The organism is Lutibacter sp. (genome assembly GCF_030692605.1).
GTDB lineage: Bacteria > Bacteroidota > Bacteroidia > Flavobacteriales > Flavobacteriaceae > Lutibacter.
In genome coordinates this window covers 37,357-54,171 of sequence record NZ_JAUYUD010000010.1, presented here as the reverse complement: position 1 = coordinate 54,171, position 16,815 = coordinate 37,357, and the positions used below count along the sequence as shown (strand labels likewise).

General features: G+C 33.1%; 11 protein-coding genes. 9 read left to right on the top strand and 2 right to left on the bottom strand.

Annotated elements, in window-relative coordinates:
• Positions 1–10: 10 nt before the first annotated feature.
• The gene (locus Q8S45_RS01080) at positions 11–2,734 is read right to left on the bottom strand and encodes a TonB-dependent receptor domain-containing protein (protein ID WP_371132961.1); all 2,724 of its coding nucleotides are present in this window, start codon (positions 2,732–2,734) and stop codon (positions 11–13) included.
• Between the two features lie 147 nt (positions 2,735–2,881).
• On the opposite strand from Q8S45_RS01080, the gene ychF reads away from it, so the two are divergent.
• The 9 genes from ychF (at position 2,882) to Q8S45_RS01035 (ending at position 15,315) form a co-directional block, all read left to right on the top strand.
• Complete coding sequence (gene ychF, locus Q8S45_RS01075) at positions 2,882–3,976, top strand: redox-regulated ATPase YchF (protein WP_305600424.1); 1,095 nt, start codon at positions 2,882–2,884, stop codon at positions 3,974–3,976.
• A gap of 117 nt (positions 3,977–4,093) precedes the next feature.
• Positions 4,094–5,947, top strand: a complete 1,854-nt coding sequence (locus Q8S45_RS01070) for a DNA topoisomerase IV subunit B (RefSeq protein WP_305600422.1) — start codon at positions 4,094–4,096, stop codon at positions 5,945–5,947.
• Positions 5,948–6,084: 137 nt separating this feature from the next.
• Positions 6,085–8,715: a DNA gyrase/topoisomerase IV subunit A gene (locus Q8S45_RS01065; protein WP_305600420.1), complete on the top strand. Its 2,631-nt coding sequence runs from the start codon at positions 6,085–6,087 to the stop codon at positions 8,713–8,715.
• Between the two features lie 305 nt (positions 8,716–9,020).
• The gene (locus Q8S45_RS01060; protein ID WP_305600418.1) at positions 9,021–9,905 is read left to right on the top strand and encodes a hypothetical protein; all 885 of its coding nucleotides are present in this window, start codon (positions 9,021–9,023) and stop codon (positions 9,903–9,905) included.
• 362 nt (positions 9,906–10,267) lie between these two features.
• Entirely contained in the window at positions 10,268–10,969 is a 702-nt protein-coding gene (locus Q8S45_RS01055; protein WP_305600417.1) for a response regulator transcription factor, read from the top strand.
• A 2-nt stretch (positions 10,970–10,971) separates the two neighbouring features.
• The gene (locus Q8S45_RS01050; RefSeq protein ID WP_305600415.1) at positions 10,972–12,438 is read left to right on the top strand and encodes a cell wall metabolism sensor histidine kinase WalK; all 1,467 of its coding nucleotides are present in this window, start codon (positions 10,972–10,974) and stop codon (positions 12,436–12,438) included.
• A gap of 118 nt (positions 12,439–12,556) precedes the next feature.
• Positions 12,557–13,129: a peroxiredoxin gene (locus Q8S45_RS01045; RefSeq protein WP_305600413.1), complete on the top strand. Its 573-nt coding sequence runs from the start codon at positions 12,557–12,559 to the stop codon at positions 13,127–13,129.
• Positions 13,130–13,397: 268 nt separating this feature from the next.
• Positions 13,398–13,880: a TlpA disulfide reductase family protein gene (locus tag Q8S45_RS01040; RefSeq protein ID WP_305600411.1), complete on the top strand. Its 483-nt coding sequence runs from the start codon at positions 13,398–13,400 to the stop codon at positions 13,878–13,880.
• Positions 13,870–15,315, top strand: a complete 1,446-nt coding sequence (locus Q8S45_RS01035; RefSeq protein ID WP_305600409.1) for a DUF6029 family protein — start codon at positions 13,870–13,872, stop codon at positions 15,313–15,315. Before Q8S45_RS01040 ends, Q8S45_RS01035 begins: the two co-directional genes overlap by 11 nt.
• Positions 15,316–15,632: 317 nt before the next feature.
• On the opposite strand, the gene Q8S45_RS01030 is transcribed toward Q8S45_RS01035, so the two are convergent.
• Positions 15,633–16,772, bottom strand: coding sequence for an ABC transporter substrate-binding protein (locus tag Q8S45_RS01030; protein ID WP_305600408.1), 1,140 nt, complete (start codon positions 16,770–16,772; stop codon positions 15,633–15,635).
• Between the last annotated feature and the right edge of the window lie 43 nt (positions 16,773–16,815).

The following is a 16,815-nucleotide window of genomic DNA, read 5'->3' as shown; positions in this document are numbered from 1 at the left end:
TTAAAAATAATTACAATTTAAAACTTAATCTACCAAAGAAATAAGCCCCATCTGATCCCATTTGTACTGAATCTGCAAAACCACCTTGGTCAGTCCATCCATCAAATTGTGGAGTAGCATATTTATTTAAAATATTGTTACCACCAATGGTAAAAGTTAATGCATCAGAAAATTCATATGAAACATTTAAATCAACAGTCATTGCTTTTTTATAAACATCAGTAGCAATTGCATATAAATCATTTGCTTCTGCTTGATTAGTTGCAGGACTGTCTACCCATTGAAAGTCTTGCAATTTAACTTGACTAAATTGTGTTAGCACTCCATTTGCACTAAACTTTTTATTTTTATAACCTAAGTTTAATCCAAATTTATAATCTGGTGCTGCGGCTTTTAAATAAGCTTGAGAAAATGGTCCAAAAAAGGTAAATTCATTCAAAGTTCCATTATGAATTTTATTGATTTTCAAGTCATTAATATTTCCTATCAATCCAATATTTAATGAACTTTCTCTGTTTAATGTAGCGTTGTAGGTAAATACTAAATCAACACCTTGAGTTCTGGTATCTACACCATTTGCAAAAAATTGAGCAGCCTCAACACCTGGTATTCCTAAACCAGAAGCATCAAAATTATCAGTTAGGATGATTCTGTTATCAACACTAATAGAATACGCATCAACAGTTGCTGTAAATCCATCTTTTTTAAAGGTGAATCCAATACTTCCATTAAATGCTTTTTCTTCTTTCAATTGTTCTATTCCAAAAGCTTTTGTAACAGTGCTATTATTTGCAGAGAGTAGTGAAGTAAGTGAGGTTCCACCTACAATATTTGTAAATATTAAGTTGTAATATAATTGAGCTAAAGAAGGAGCTCTAAAGCCTGTTGATAACGAACCACGGAATGATAAATTATCATTCACTTTTAATCTGCTTGCTAATTTATAGTTAAAAGTACTTCCAAAGTCACTGTAATTTTCATAACGTACTGCAACGGCAGCTAAAAAACTCTCGCTTAAATTGAATTCAGCATCTGCATAAAGTCCAACATTGGTTCTATTTCTATCAACTTCATTATCGGGACTATATCCTGGAAATCCTTGTGATCCTCCAGATAAATCTTCACCATTTGAATCATAAGCTACAGTTTGTGTTGCTGGATTTGTAATTGGCAATCCATCTTCATCGTATAAGGCATAAGAAGCCTCTTCACCAGAAAAAATTAAGAAATTCTCGGTTCTAAATTCCATTCCAAAAGCTAGATTAACTCCACTAGCAGCCTCTTCAAAATATTTATTGAAATCAACTCCTGTTGTATTCTGAGATAAACTATGCCCTCCAGCATCAAAATCTGTAGGTGAAGCATCTTTCATAGAAGCATTATTCGAATTTTTGATGTAATAATGGAAATTATTTTTTCCAAAAGTGTTGTTAAAATCTACATGCCAACCATTTTTCATTTGATGTTTTAAACCAGTAGATATAGATACATCAGTAATAATTGAAGTGATTTGTGGTGTAAAACCATTTGGATATAAACTTGGAACTGAACGGTTGTCGGAATCATCAGGATTTCCATCTATATATGCATATCTTGAAAAAGCATTTGCATTGGTATCCTTATAATTTCTACCACCGAAAGTATAAAATTCTGTATTATCAGTAACTGGTATAGAAGCATTTATCATAAAATTAAATCCGTCTACAGCTGCACTTCCGTAGCCCTGTCTCCAATCAAAACTTGGGCGTAATGTTTTTTCTTTGGATAAGAGTTCAGTAGTAAAGTTTATAAATCCTTTTTCACCAATTTTCACACCATAGTTTAGGTCTAATTTAGTTGTTTCACCATCAAAACTTTTATCTTTTCCGTCTAATCTGTTTTTACCTTCAACATTAAAAAGTTCAGGTTCCCATTCGCCTTGGGTATCGTAAATTTCCTTTGCATAATTACCTCCGACTTTGGTACTATAAGCTCCATAAGTTAAACCACCTGTTAAACCATCAGTATCATCTTTTAAAACAATATTAATAACTCCCGCAATAGCATCTGAGCCGTATTGTGCTGAAGCACCGTCTCTTAAAACTTCAATTCTTTTTATGGCAGCCGCTGGAATTGCATTTAAATCTGTTCCAGAATTACCTCTACCACGTGTTCCAAAAATATTTACCAGTGAAGATTGATGTCTTCTTTTTCCATTGATTAAAACCAATGTTTGGTCTGGTCCAAGACCTCTTAAAGATGCGGGTACAATATGATCTGCACCATCAGATCCCGATTGTTTTGTAGCATTAAATGATGGAGCCGCATATTGTAAGATTTGGGTAATTTCTACATTTCCATTTTTGGTGGCAAGTTCTGCAACATCAATAACATCAACAGGAACAGGAGTGTCGATAGCTGTTCTTTTTGTACTTCTTGAACCTACTATTTGTACTTCATTTAATTGTTCGCCACTTGCTAGAGTGACATTTATAATAGAAGATTTAACAATAATTTCTTTCGATTGAAATCCGATATAACTAAATACTAAAGTTGTTCCTTGTTTAACTGTAATTTTGTATTTTCCATTAAAATCGGCAACGGTACCGTTTGAAGTTCCTTTTTCAACAATACTGGCTCCTGCTAAAGGTTCTGAGGAAGTATCAGTTACAGTTCCAGTTATAACTTCTTGTGCTATTGCAATGTTTGTAATAAAACATAGAATTAGTAGTAAAATATGTAATTTTTTCATCATAAGTTTGATTAATGTTTAAATCAAATATACAATTTATTACGATATTTATTTATTTTTAATTAATTTCAATATAATATTTTTTTAAACATGTAAACTTAATTTTATAACTTAGTAAATAGTATATTTGCACCTCCAAAAATTTAAAAAATGAAGGCAGGAATTGTAGGATTACCAAATGTAGGGAAATCGACTTTATTTAATTGTTTATCAAATGCAAAAGCGCAAAGTGCTAATTTCCCATTTTGCACTATAGAACCTAATATTGGAGTGGTTAATGTACCAGATTCAAGGTTAAATAAGTTAGAAGAATTAGTAAATCCTCAACGTGTGTTACCGGCAACAGTTGATATTGTTGATATTGCAGGTTTAGTAAAAGGAGCTAGTAAAGGCGAAGGTTTAGGAAATCAGTTTTTAGGCAATATTAGAGAAACGGATGCTATAATACACGTTTTGCGTTGTTTTGATAATGATAATATTGTGCATGTTGATGGTTCTATAAATCCAATAAGAGATAAAGAAACTATTGATATTGAATTACAATTAAAGGATTTAGAATCTTTAGAAAAAAAATTAGATAAAGTTAGAAAGGCTTCAAGAACAGGTAATAAAGAAGCTCAAAAAGAACAAGAAGTTTTAGAAAAAGTTAGAATTGGATTAGAAGCTGCTATTTCTGTTAGAGCAATTGAAATTTCAGCAAAAGATAGAGAAGAATTTGTTACTCCTTTAAATTTAATTACAGACAAGCCTGTTTTATATGTTTGTAATGTTGATGAAGAATCGGCAGTAAATGGAAATGCATATGTAGATGCAATTAAAGAAGCCGTTAAAGATGAAAAAGCTGAAGTTATTGTGTTGGCAGTTGGAACTGAAGCGGATATAACAGAATTAGAAACGTATGAAGAGCGTCAATTATTTTTAGAGGATTTAGGATTAAAAGAGCCTGGAGCATCTGTTTTAATAAGATCTGCATATAAATTATTGAACCTTCAAACCTATTTTACGGCAGGAGTTAAAGAGGTGAGAGCATGGACTATTCATATCGGTGACACTGCTCCTCAAGCGGCTGGGGTTATTCATAGTGATTTTGAAAAAGGATTTATTAGAGCAGAAGTTATAGCATATGGAGATTATGTAAAATATGGTAGCGAAGCAAAAGTAAAAGAAGCTGGGAAAATGCGCGTTGAGGGAAAAGAATATATTGTAAAAGATGGTGATGTGATGCATTTCAGATTTAATGTTTAAAAATAAAGTTTAATATTATTTTGATAAGTCTGTTAATAATTATTTTAGCAGACTTTTTTTTATTTCTTAAAGCAATATAGTACTTTAGCACCTCTCCAAAAAAGCATGCATAAATAAATGATAGAGCAAACAGCATATACCGAAGATAATATTCGTTCACTTGATTGGAAGGAGCATATTAGAATGCGTCCAGGTATGTATATTGGAAAATTAGGTGATGGGTCTTCACCAGATGATGGAATTTATATTTTAATAAAAGAAGTTCTAGACAATTCCATAGATGAGTATGTGATGGGTGCAGGTAAAACCATTGAGTTGTCGGTAAAGGAAGAGGTTGTTACGGTACGTGATTATGGTAGAGGAATTCCATTAGGCAAAGTGGTAGATGTAGTTTCTAAAATGAATACTGGCGGAAAATACGATTCAAAAGCATTTAAAAAATCGGTTGGATTAAACGGGGTTGGAACCAAAGCTGTAAATGCCTTATCGTCTAGTTTTACAGTGCAATCTTTTAGAGATAACTTAACCGTTGTTGCTTCTTTTGAGCAAGGAAATATAGTTTTAGAAGAAAAACCTGTTGAATCTAACCAAAGAAAAGGAACTAAAGTAAGTTTTGTACCCGATAAAGCCATTTTCACAAAGTATAAATTCAGAAATGAATACATTTCTAAAATGGTTAAAAACTATGTGTATCTAAATACTGGATTAACGGTTGTTTTTAACGGTGAAAAATATTATTCAGAAAACGGATTAAGAGATTTATTGGATGAAAATATTGATGAAGATTCAAAATTATTTCCAATAATTCATTTAAAAGGGGAAGATATTGAAGTGGCTATAACATTTAGCAAAGCGCAATACAGCGAGGAATATCATTCCTTTGTAAATGGGCAACATACAACCCAAGGGGGAACACATCAAAACGCTTTTAGAGAGGCTATTGTTAAAACAATTAGAGAGTATTTTGGTAAAAATTACGAACCTTCCGATATTCGTAAATCTATTGTTTCTGCAGTTAGTGTAAAGGTAATGGAGCCTATTTTTGAAAGCCAGACGAAGACAAAATTAGGTTCTACAGAAATGGGCGGAGGGCTACCTTCAGTAAGAACTTTTATTACCGATTTTGTAAAAAAGAATTTAGATAATTACCTGCATAAAAATCCTGATGTAGCAGAACATATTCAACGAAAAATTATGCAAGCCGAAAAAGAACGTAAAGATCTTTCCGGAATAAGAAAATTAGCTAGAGAACGAGCAAAAAAAGCAAGTGTTCACAATAAAAAATTAAGAGATTGCCGTGCTCATTTCAACGATTTAAAACACGAAAAAAGGTTAGAAAGCACCTTATTTATTACCGAAGGAGATTCAGCAAGTGGTTCCATCACAAAATCGAGAAATGTAAATACCCAAGCGGTTTTTAGTTTACGTGGAAAACCATTGAATTCCTACGGGATGAATAAAAAAATCGTGTATGAAAATGAAGAATTCAATTTACTGCAAGCGGCGTTAAATATCGAAGAATCTTTAGAAGATTTACGCTATAATAATATTGTAATTGCTACCGATGCCGACGTAGATGGTATGCACATTCGATTGTTGTTAATTACCTTCTTTCTACAGTTTTTCCCTGAATTAATTAAAGAAGGTCATTTGTATATTTTAGATACACCATTGTTTAGAGTGAGAGACAAAAAAGACACTTTTTATTGTTATTCTCCTGAAGAAAAACAAAATGCAATTAAAAAATTAAAAGGGAAACCTGAAATTACACGTTTTAAAGGATTGGGTGAAATTTCACCTGACGAATTTGTTCATTTTATTGGAGATGATATTCGCTTAGACCCTGTAATGTTGGATAAAGAAATGCCTATCGAAAAAATGTTGGAATTTTATATGGGTAAAAATACCCCAGACCGACAAAAATTTATCATCAGTAATTTAAAAATTGAATTAGATATTTTAGAAGAGTAATTTTTAGAATTACGATTTACGATTTATGAATTAAGATTGAAAAAATTTGAATAGCGAGTATTAATTTTGATATTTATAATTTACGATTGAAAAGTTTAGATACATTCCTGCCTACTCAGGAATTATAAGTGAATTAAATGGAAGAAAATAACGAACATTTGAATGAAGAAATAAACGAAGATTTTGGTATTCAAGAAACCATTACCAAGGTTACAGGAATGTACAAAGAATGGTTCTTGGATTATGCTTCTTATGTTATTTTAGAACGGGCTGTACCAGCTATTAAGGATGGTTTTAAACCAGTGCAACGTAGAATATTACATTCTATGAAAGATTTAGACGATGGGCGGTATAATAAAGTAGCAAACATTGTTGGCCATACCATGCAATATCATCCTCACGGTGATGCCTCTATTGCTGATGCAATGGTGCAAATTGGACAAAAAGAATTGCTGATTGATATGCAAGGAAACTGGGGAAATATCTTAACCGGTGACCGCGCTGCGGCTTCTAGATATATAGAAGCACGACTTTCAAAATTTGCTTTAGACGTTGTATTTAATCCAAAAACAACCGAATGGCAATCTTCTTATGATGGCAGACGAAAAGAACCAGTAGATTTACCTGTAAAATTCCCAATGTTACTGGCTCAAGGTGCTGAAGGAATTGCAGTAGGACTTTCAACCAAAATATTACCACATAATTTTAATGAACTAATTGAGGCTTCAATCAAGCATTTAAAAGGAAAACCCTTTACGCTCGTTCCAGATTTTTTAACTGGTGGTGTAGCTGATGCTGCTGATTATAGAGATGGTAAAAGAGGTGGAAAAGTACGAGTAAGAGCAAAAATTTCTCAACTGGATAAAAAAACATTGGTTATTTCTGAAATTCCTTTCGGAACAACTACGTCCTCATTAATAGATTCTATTTTGAAGGCTAACGATAAAGGAACAATAAAAATTAGGCAAATTGAAGATAATACTGCTGCCAATGTTGAAATATTGATTCATTTGCCAAGTGGTATTTCACCCGACAAAACCATTGATGCTTTATTTGCCTTTACAAGTTGCGAAAATCCAATTTCACCTTTATGTTGTGTTATTGACGATAATAGTCCTGTTTTTATTGGCGTTTCAGAAGTCTTAAGACGATCAACAGATCATACAGTTGAATTGTTAAAATTAGAGTTAGAAATTCAATTAAATGAATTAGAAGAACAATGGCATTTTGCATCATTGGAACGAATTTTTATTGAAAATAGAATTTATCGAGATATTGAAGAGCAAGAAACTTGGGAAGGTGTAATTAAAGCCATTGATGAAGGTTTAAAACCTTTTATTAAGCATTTAAAACGAGCCATTACAGAAGAAGATATTATTCGTTTAACGGAAATTAGAATTAAAAAAATATCAAAATTCGATATTGATAAAGCCAAACAATTCATTGAAAGTTTAGAAGATAAAATTGCAGAAGTAAAAAGTAATTTGGCAAATTTAATAGAGTATGCCATCAACTATTTTAAAAATCTAAAGTCAAAATACGGAAAAGGAAAAGATCGTTTGACTGAAATTCGTATGTTCGACGATATTGTAGCTACAAAAGTAGTGATGCGTAATACAAAGCTATATGTAAATAAAGAAGAAGGTTTTGTTGGAACTTCATTAAAAAAAGATGAATATGTAGATGATTGCTCTGATATTGATGATGTTATAATTTTTAGAGGCGATGGAGTAATGATGATTACAAAAGTTGATGCCAAGACATTTGTTGGAAAAGATATTATTCACGTTGCCGTATTTAAAAAGAACGACAAACGTACCGTTTACAATATGATTTATCGCGATGGGAAAAACGGACCAAGTTATATGAAGCGCTTTAATGTTACGGGCGTTACCCGAGATAAAGAATATGATTTAACTGCTGGTACCAAGGCTTCGTCAGTATTATATTTTACTGAAAATCCGAATGGAGAAGCCGAAACGATTACCATTAATTTGCGGGCTGTTGGTAGTATTAAAAAGTTGAAATGGGATATTGATTTTTCCGATTTAGCCATTAAAGGAAGAAGTTCAAAAGGAAACATTGTTTCAAAAAATTCTATTAAAAAAATTGAATTAAAATCGGAAGGAGTTTCAACCCTAAAACCTCGAAAAATTTGGTTCGATGAAACGGTACAACGCTTGAATGTTGACGAAAGAGGCGAATTGTTAGGCGAATTTAAAGGCGAAGATAGATTGCTAATAATCAATCAAAAAGGAATTGTTAAAACCGTAAAACCTGAATTAACAACTCATTTCGATAACGATATGATTGTGCTGGAAAAATGGATTCCTGAAAAACCGATTTCAGTCATTTATTATGATGGCGACAAGGAAAAATACTTTGTAAAACGATTTATGATCGACAATCCAAATAAAGACGAGCTTTTTATATCGGAACATCCAAAATCTCAATTAGAAATTGTTTCAACCGATTACAGGCCAATGGCAGAAGTTCAACATTCAAAACGAACTATTGAAAATATAGTAGTTAATTTTGAAGAATTTATTGCAATAAAGGGAATTAAGGCTCTTGGAAATCAATTAACTACCGATAAAATTAAACAAGTTACGTTGTTAGAATCACTTGTTTATGAAGCACCTATTTTGGAAGAAGTGGAAGTGAATGATGAAGAAGTAATCGATGATGGAACCCATTTTTCTGATGAAGATTCGGATTCTGAAAATGACAATCTGCCCGATGAGGCTGGGCAAATTAAGTTGTTTTAAAAGCCCCCTAACCACAGAAAAGCTAACTAATTCCTCTGGTGCTCGTCTGTGACGAGTACCTAATAAATTATCATATAAAACGCAGCGTTTGCAACACGGCTTACTATAAATATTGTAATCCGCCCTTTTTTTTAACCCTGATAGGTGAGATTTTTGTTTTGTATTATTTCCGTTCAAAAAAGTTTATTTCTCTGCAATCTTTTCGTGATAACTTCAAACTAGGTTTGTACCAACAAAAACAAACAAGTCTGAATTTGCTGAAAAAAGACATTAAAGAGAAGTAAGCTAAATAAAACACTAACAAAATGAAAACAAAAAAAAACCTTTCCTTAGTAGGACTTTTTATGGTAGCGCTTTTGGCAAGCTGCACAAATGATTCTAATGATTCTCCTCAAAGTCAAAATTTGACATTAAACATCACCGGACTAGAGGACTTAGGTCCAAATTACAAATACGAAGGATGGATTATGGTAGATGGTAGTCCAGTAACAACGGGAACTTTTTCAGTAAATTCAACTGGCGTTCTTTCGCAAACTTCTTTTCCAATTTCTTCAACTAATCTAAGTAAAGCCTCAAAATTTATCCTGACAATTGAACCTTTTCCCGATTCAAATCCAGCGCCAACGGCTACACATTTACTAGCTGGTGATTTTGCATCAGATAATGCCGCTCTATCTATTGGAGCTCCTGAAGCTTTGGCTAATAATTTTACAGCTGCTAAAGGAAAATATGTGTTAGCTACACCTTCTGACGCAGACAATACAAATGAAAAAAGTGGACTTTGGTTTATTGGTTCTCTCCCTCCAACTGCAGGATTAGAATTACCTACCTTACCAGCAGGATGGAAATATGAAGGTTGGGTAGTCATCAACGGAACACCTGTAACTACGGGAACATTCACAACTCCCTCAGGAGCAGATGCGTTCAATGGATTCAGTGGAGCTTTAGGAACTCCTCCTTTTCCAGGAGAAGATTTTATAAAAAATGCACCTTCAGGAGTAACGTTTCCAACGGATTTGTCGGGCAAAACTGCAGTAATCAGCATCGAACCTTTCCCGGACAATAGTCCAAAACCGTTTTTATTAAAGCCGCTTTTAGCCACTATTTCAGCAACCGCAATGGATCACGTAGTATATTCGATGGCTAATAATGCCATTGCAACCAATCCAACAGGAACTGCAAAAAAATAAGGTAGAAAAAACAATCAAAATGCAAATTATCCCAGAATCCGCATTAGACATCGTAACGAAGCTGAATAATTCAATAAAAACAAGAGCTCACGGACTATTTTTAGATGAGGAATACTTTTGAATTTTGATTTTAAAAATAGGAGTAAGTTCTTGGTTTTGAAGAAGAATTCAGATGCAGCAGATTTCTAATGCGGATTCTGGGATTATGATACATTAGGCTAAAAACAAACCTTTTAATTGAGGATTTTTAGCCTAATTTTTCAAAAAAAAATAATTACGTGATTATTTTGTGATAACTAAGTCTCATATTTGTAAAGCAAAATAACTTCTGTCGAAGAATTAAATTTAAATAACAATAGACTATGAAAAACATTTTAATGATTGAAGATGATGTTTCGATAGTGGAACTAGTTGCGATACATTTAAAAGACATTTATTGTAATTTGACCAAAGCACATACTGGGACCGAAGGCTTAAACTTGGCCACCAAAAATAAGTATGATATGATTATACTTGATGTTATGCTTCCAGAAATGGACGGAATTGAGATATGCAGACGATTGAGAGCAGCTAAAATTTTCACACCAATTTTAATGCTAACCGCTCGCAGTGAGGAAATTGATAAAATAATAGGGCTAGAAACTGGAGCAGATGATTACTTAACAAAACCATTTAGTATCAGAGAATTCATTGCTAGAATAAAAGCCATTTTGCGAAGAACCGAAATGGTAAAATCGGAAAATGAGATTGCAGAAGAAATCATAACAAGTGGATCATTAGTCATCGACCCTGTAAAAAGAAAGGTAACACTGGAGGGCAATAAGGTAGAACTGACTCCGAAAGAGTTTGATTTGTTGTATCTATTTATGTCAAATCCTGGAAAAAACTATTCCCGAGAAAATTTACTAAATATAGTTTGGGGATATGAATTCTCCGGTTACGAACACACAGTAAACTCACACATAAATAGATTACGAACCAAAATTGAAGCTGATCTTACAACCCCAAAATACATTTTGACCACTTGGGGTATTGGATATCGTTTTACTGATGAAATAAATTAATTATGAAGAAATCAACATTTAACAGTTTATTTTGGAAAATATCAATAGTATTTTTTTTACTACTTGCAGTGGTAGGTTTAATGTATACGTATCTAAGCCACGAATATTCAAAAACGTATTTAGAGGAAGTAAATCAGCGACTCAATCACGATACTGCCAAGAACATTGTCGAAAACTCTACTCCTTTTTATAACGGAGAAGTTATAAAACCGGCCCTTGAAGAAATGTTTCATCACGTGAGAGCAATAAATCCAAGTCTTGAAGTGTATCTTGTTGATCCTAAAGGCAAAATCATCGCCTGGTATCCACCAGAACGAAAAATCGCTCTACAACAAATAAACTTAGCCCCTGTTTTAAGTTTTATAGACGACAAGAAAAATACTTTTATAAAGGGAGATGACCCTCTTAATCCATCGCAGCAAAAAGTGTTTTCAGCCTCACCGCTGACAATGAATAATATGCTGTACGCCTATATTTACGTGGTACTCAATGGAGAGAAACAAGAAGCAGCATCCGATTCTCTTTTCGAAAGCTATTTGTTGAAATTGAGCGCAAGAACTATGGGAATCACATTGATTTTTACCTTTTTAATTGGGTTGCTAATTATCCGAGTAATAACCAATAATTATTCGAAGATACTCACAGTTATGAATCAATTTAGAGAAGGCGATTTAAAGGCAAGAATCGAATTTAAATCTATGGGTGATGAACGACAATTGGGGGAAATGTTTAATGAAATGGCAGATATTCTAACATTGAATATCGATAAACTCAATGAAGTCGAAAACCTAAGAAGAGAACTAATTGCTAATGTTTCTCACGATTTACGCACGCCAATTGCGATTATTCGCGGTTATGTGGAAACATTGCAAATGAAAGAAGAAACCATAACAGTCGAAGAACGTAAACAATACATCAACACTGTAAAAGAAAGCGCAGAGAAATTAGAGAAACTCGTCAATGAACTTTTCGAATTGTCTAAACTTGAGGCCAACCAAGTTTTAGCAAAAAAAGAACCGTTCATCATTAGTGAATTAGTGAGTGACATAAGTAACAAATACAAGCTTATTGCCGAAACCAAAAATATTTCTATAGAAACGGTACTTGATAAAGGACTATCGCCAGTATTTGCTGACGTTTCGTTGATTGAGCGTGTGATGCAAAATCTGATTGATAATGCTTTGAAATTTACTCCTAGCGGCGGAAAAATAGAAATTAAAACGGTTCAAAGTAACAATAATGATGTGGAAATATCGGTGAGTGACAATGGTATTGGTATACCTGAAAACGACAGAGAACAAATTTTTGCGCGCTATTACAAAGCAAACAATTTCACCGATTTAAAAAACAGTACGGGACTTGGACTTGCTATCGCAAAAAAAATACTCGATTTACACCAATCCACGCTAGATTTAGTAAGTAAAGAAAACGCTGGAAGCTCTTTTATTTTCAAATTAAAATGTGTGTAGCAATTTTATGAACCAAAATTAAGAGCTTTAAAATAGACTCTCTACTCAATCTAACAAATAAAAACACAAAGAATTTTATAAAACATTAAATAAATTTAAAACTTTAAAAAAAAAATTTATGAACACAGCTAAAAATTTAACGGCAACAAGTATATTTCAAAATATGCTTAAAGCATCTCTAGTCGCGCTATTACTTATAGCCCTAAATTCTTGTTCTGGAGACGATGATAGTTCAAACAACACAACAACTCCACCACCAACAGGTTCGAATGGTGTTACAGCACCCGATTTTTCGCTAACTTCTTTGGATAACACTACAGTAAAACTATCGGATTCTCCAAACAAAGTAGTTGTAATTTTCTTTTTTGGCAACGAATGCCCTTCTTGCAAAGCTGCGGCTCCAAAAATAAATTCAGATTTATATGCTCCTTATGCTTCAAATGCCAATTTTAAATTTTATGGTATAGACCAATGGGATGGCAACGCTGCCAAAGTTCAAAGTTTTAAAACGATCACCGGTGTTGGATTTCCATTATTACTAATGGGGTCAAGTGTAGCTGCAAGTTACAAAACTACTTATGACCGTTTGGTTGTGATTGATAAAGCAGGCAAAATTGCGTTTTCCGGAACTCAAGGAGCGAGCTCAGATGTCAATGCTGCCAAAGCAAAAATTGATGAACTTTTAAAGTAAATTTAAAACCCTTTTTGCCCTATACATTCGTAAAAACAACCAAAACAGCTGTACTTATTTGGTTCTTTTTACACTATGTAAGGATATTGAGGAATTTTGGCGGTTTATTGCCATCCCACAAACAAGTTTTCACAAAAGACATTTGAAGTCACATTAAATTTTAAAATCAAACAGTATGAAATGAGCATAACCTTAAAATTGGTCGCAAACATCCAATGAAGATATGCGAATTACATATGACCTTTAAAAAAACAATAAATACCTACATATGAAATCAATCTATTTAGTGTTTCTATTTTTCATTGGCATACAACTTCAAGCCCAATCGATAAAAAATTTCAGCTTAAAAGATACTCAAAACAGCACTAAAAGTTTTGACGAACTAAAAGGTGAAAAACTCACTGTTATCGATTTTTGGGCCACTTGGTGCAAACCTTGTTTAAAATCAATTCCTGCAATCAATACAATTTACGAACAATACAAAGACAAGGGAGTTTCATTTATAAGCATCAATTGTGATGGACCGAGAAGTATTGCTAAGGCGGGACCAATGAGCCAATCACTTAAAATACAATACCCTGTACTATTAGATATTGATTCTACAGTCAAAACACAACTGAATCTTTCGGCATTTCCAACATTGATTATTGTCAACGCCAAAGGCAAGATTGTATGGTTCCACGAAGGTTTTATTTCCGGTGACGAAAAAGAAATTATTGCTCAAATCGAAAAATACAGCAATGAAAAATAGAATAATATCTTTTGCAGTTCTAATGCTTTTTCTATGTTGTACAACCCGAGGTTTTGCCCAATTTTATGGCAGCAATCTATTAGAAACTCAATATGGAAAACTACCTAGCGATGCAATCAATTTTGGCACGGCCTACGATCGAGCATTATTAGGATATACCTATAATCGATTTACCGCAGGCGTAACATTAGAGCAATATTACACCCGCTACGAAGAAAGGAATTATACCAAAATCACCCAATATTCGCTAAAATACAATTCCGACATTCTGGATGTTTCTTTAGGAAACTTTAACGAAACTATAGGACGTGGAATATTATTGCGGTCGTTTGAGATTCCCGGTGCCATACTTGAAGACCAAGGGTATCGTTCTCGAAACTATTTTTTTAGAGATGTACAAGGAATTAGTGCCAAATTGAAACTAAAAGACTTTACAACCAAAGTAATTTGGGGAAAACCTCTAAATAACGTCTTTCCACCCAATCAAGACAACTCCGTTCGAAGAATCGATGAAATAAAAGCCATTTATTCTGATTATACCTTCAAAAAACAAACCTTGGGTGCTTCATTCCTATCGCTGAATAATGACAAAGGGAATAGCAATTACACAATGCTTAGTTTGTCTGGAGTTATTTCGCCAAAAATAAATTATTATACTGAAATTGCCAACGATATTGATAATGCATCGAGTCACGCCTACTACGGAAACATCAATTTTACTTTTGCGAATATAGGTATAACGGCTGAAGTTAAAGACTATAACAATTTTCTTCTCGGATCTGGATTCAACGAAGTTCCAGCTTTGATTAAAGAACACAGTTACAGATTGCTAAACAGAAGTACTCACGTGGTACAACCTATAAATGAATCTGGTTACCAAATCGAAGCCTATTATACCTTTCCAGACGCCTCAGTTTTGACTGTAAACAATGCTATTTCAAAAAATGCTTTAAATAAAGATTTTATTTTTCAAGAATATTTCGCTGAATATTCTTTTTCGACAGCTTCCCATCACGATTTCAAATTATTTGTAGATTATGCCGAAGATCCTTTCAAGGACCAAAGCAACCGTATATCATCAGGAATTTATGTTGATTGGAAAACATCTGAAAAATCATCTTTAAGAACAGAATATGAATTTCAACATTTCAATCGAGGAGGCATCAATGTGCAAAATCAGGTTCTTACATTGGGTTACGCCTTCAAATCCAAATGGATATTCTCTTTAGTTAGTGAGCTATCCAATGATCCGTTTTTAACAGATAAAACGTGGAAAACTTGGTTTGGAAGTAATCTCAAGTATCAAATCAACAACGAAAATAGTTTGCAATTATTTGCTGGACAGCGTCGTGGTGGTCCTGCTTGCAATGCAGGAATTTGTTACGAAGTGTTAGATTACAAAGGTGTCGAACTCCGCTGGACTACACGATTCTAATTTATAATAATCTCAACTTTCTCTAAAAATCAATTGTTATTCCTTATAATTAGGGAAAAACTTAACATTGGCGAAATGATTTAATGTTTACATTTGATAACAATAAATTTACTTTATCCCTCTGGCTCGTCTGTGACAAGTACCTAATAAATTAGCACATAAAACGTAGCGTTTGCAACGCGGCTAAAACAAATATGGTAACTCCCAAATTCAAAAAAATAAGTTAAATTAGCAGTATGAATTTAAAAGAATCCCTGCTAGCGCGAGCTGGGGTACTCGTCAATGACGAGGACAAAAAGGACTTTTTAACTATAAACTTACTTCAATCTTTCATAAAAAGTTAATTCATAGTTTTTTAACAATTCAGGATGTGCAATTTTAATAAGGTCTTTTAGCACCAAATCTGGTCGGGTAGGAGCTAGTTCAAAATAAATAACTCCACCTGTTGCACCCTTCTTTTTAACAAACGAATAAACTTCTTTTATTTTAAAGGCTTTAAATTCTTTATAAATTGCATTGCTTTGTTCCATTTCACTGAGGGTTGTAAAGTAACTAGGAGAAATCCAAATTTCTGCTTGTTGGCCTTTTTCAAACACATTTTCAATATTTAAGGTAAGGCTTCCTTTTCCTTTAGAATTTTTCCATAAATAATTGGTTTGGGCATCGTTCAAAAATTGGGCTTCAAAGCTATCTCCTGCAGGTAAATTCCATATATCTTTAAACAAACCTCCAGAAATTACGGTAGGTTTTGTAGTTGCTTTTTTAGCAAGAGACGCTGCTTCAGCATAATTTTTTTCAATTTTATTAAAAATACGATCTGCTTCTTTTTCTTTATCAAACAAAACACCAAAAAATTTAATCCATTCAGCTCTTCCCAGCGGACTTTCTTCCAACCAATCGCCGTTTAGCAGTACTGGAATTCCTAATTGTTGAATGTTTTCGAACATTTTATTATTACTTGATAAAGAGAAACCTATTACAACTTCAGGATGTAGGTTAATCAACAACTCTGTATTTATTTGTTCTTCATTGCCTAAATTAGTAATTGTTCCACTTTCAATTAATTTTCTTGTTTTTTCAGACGAAATATAATCGGTATTTGGATACCCAATTAATTTGGATTCGCTTTCTAATAATTCTAACATCGGTATATGCGTTGTACTAGTTACCACCAATTTTTTTACAGGAATTTGAATGGTATTTAGTTCAGAATTAGTTTTAGTTTTGTTGGTAGTTAAAACATACTCGAATGTTTCAGTTGCATTTTGATATGGCGCCTTTATACGAAGTAATTTGTAATTTTTGTAGGTAATTATTTCAAAACCTTTGGCATATTTTAGTTGGGTTTTAACTCCAACTACTTCTTCTTTTTTCTTTGAATTTGTAATATCATTGCATGATGATTGAGCTATGCTACTTAATATTAACACAATACAAATTATACTATAAGAGCGCATAAATTATTTTTTGTGCAAATGTACTATTTTAGAAATTTAATAG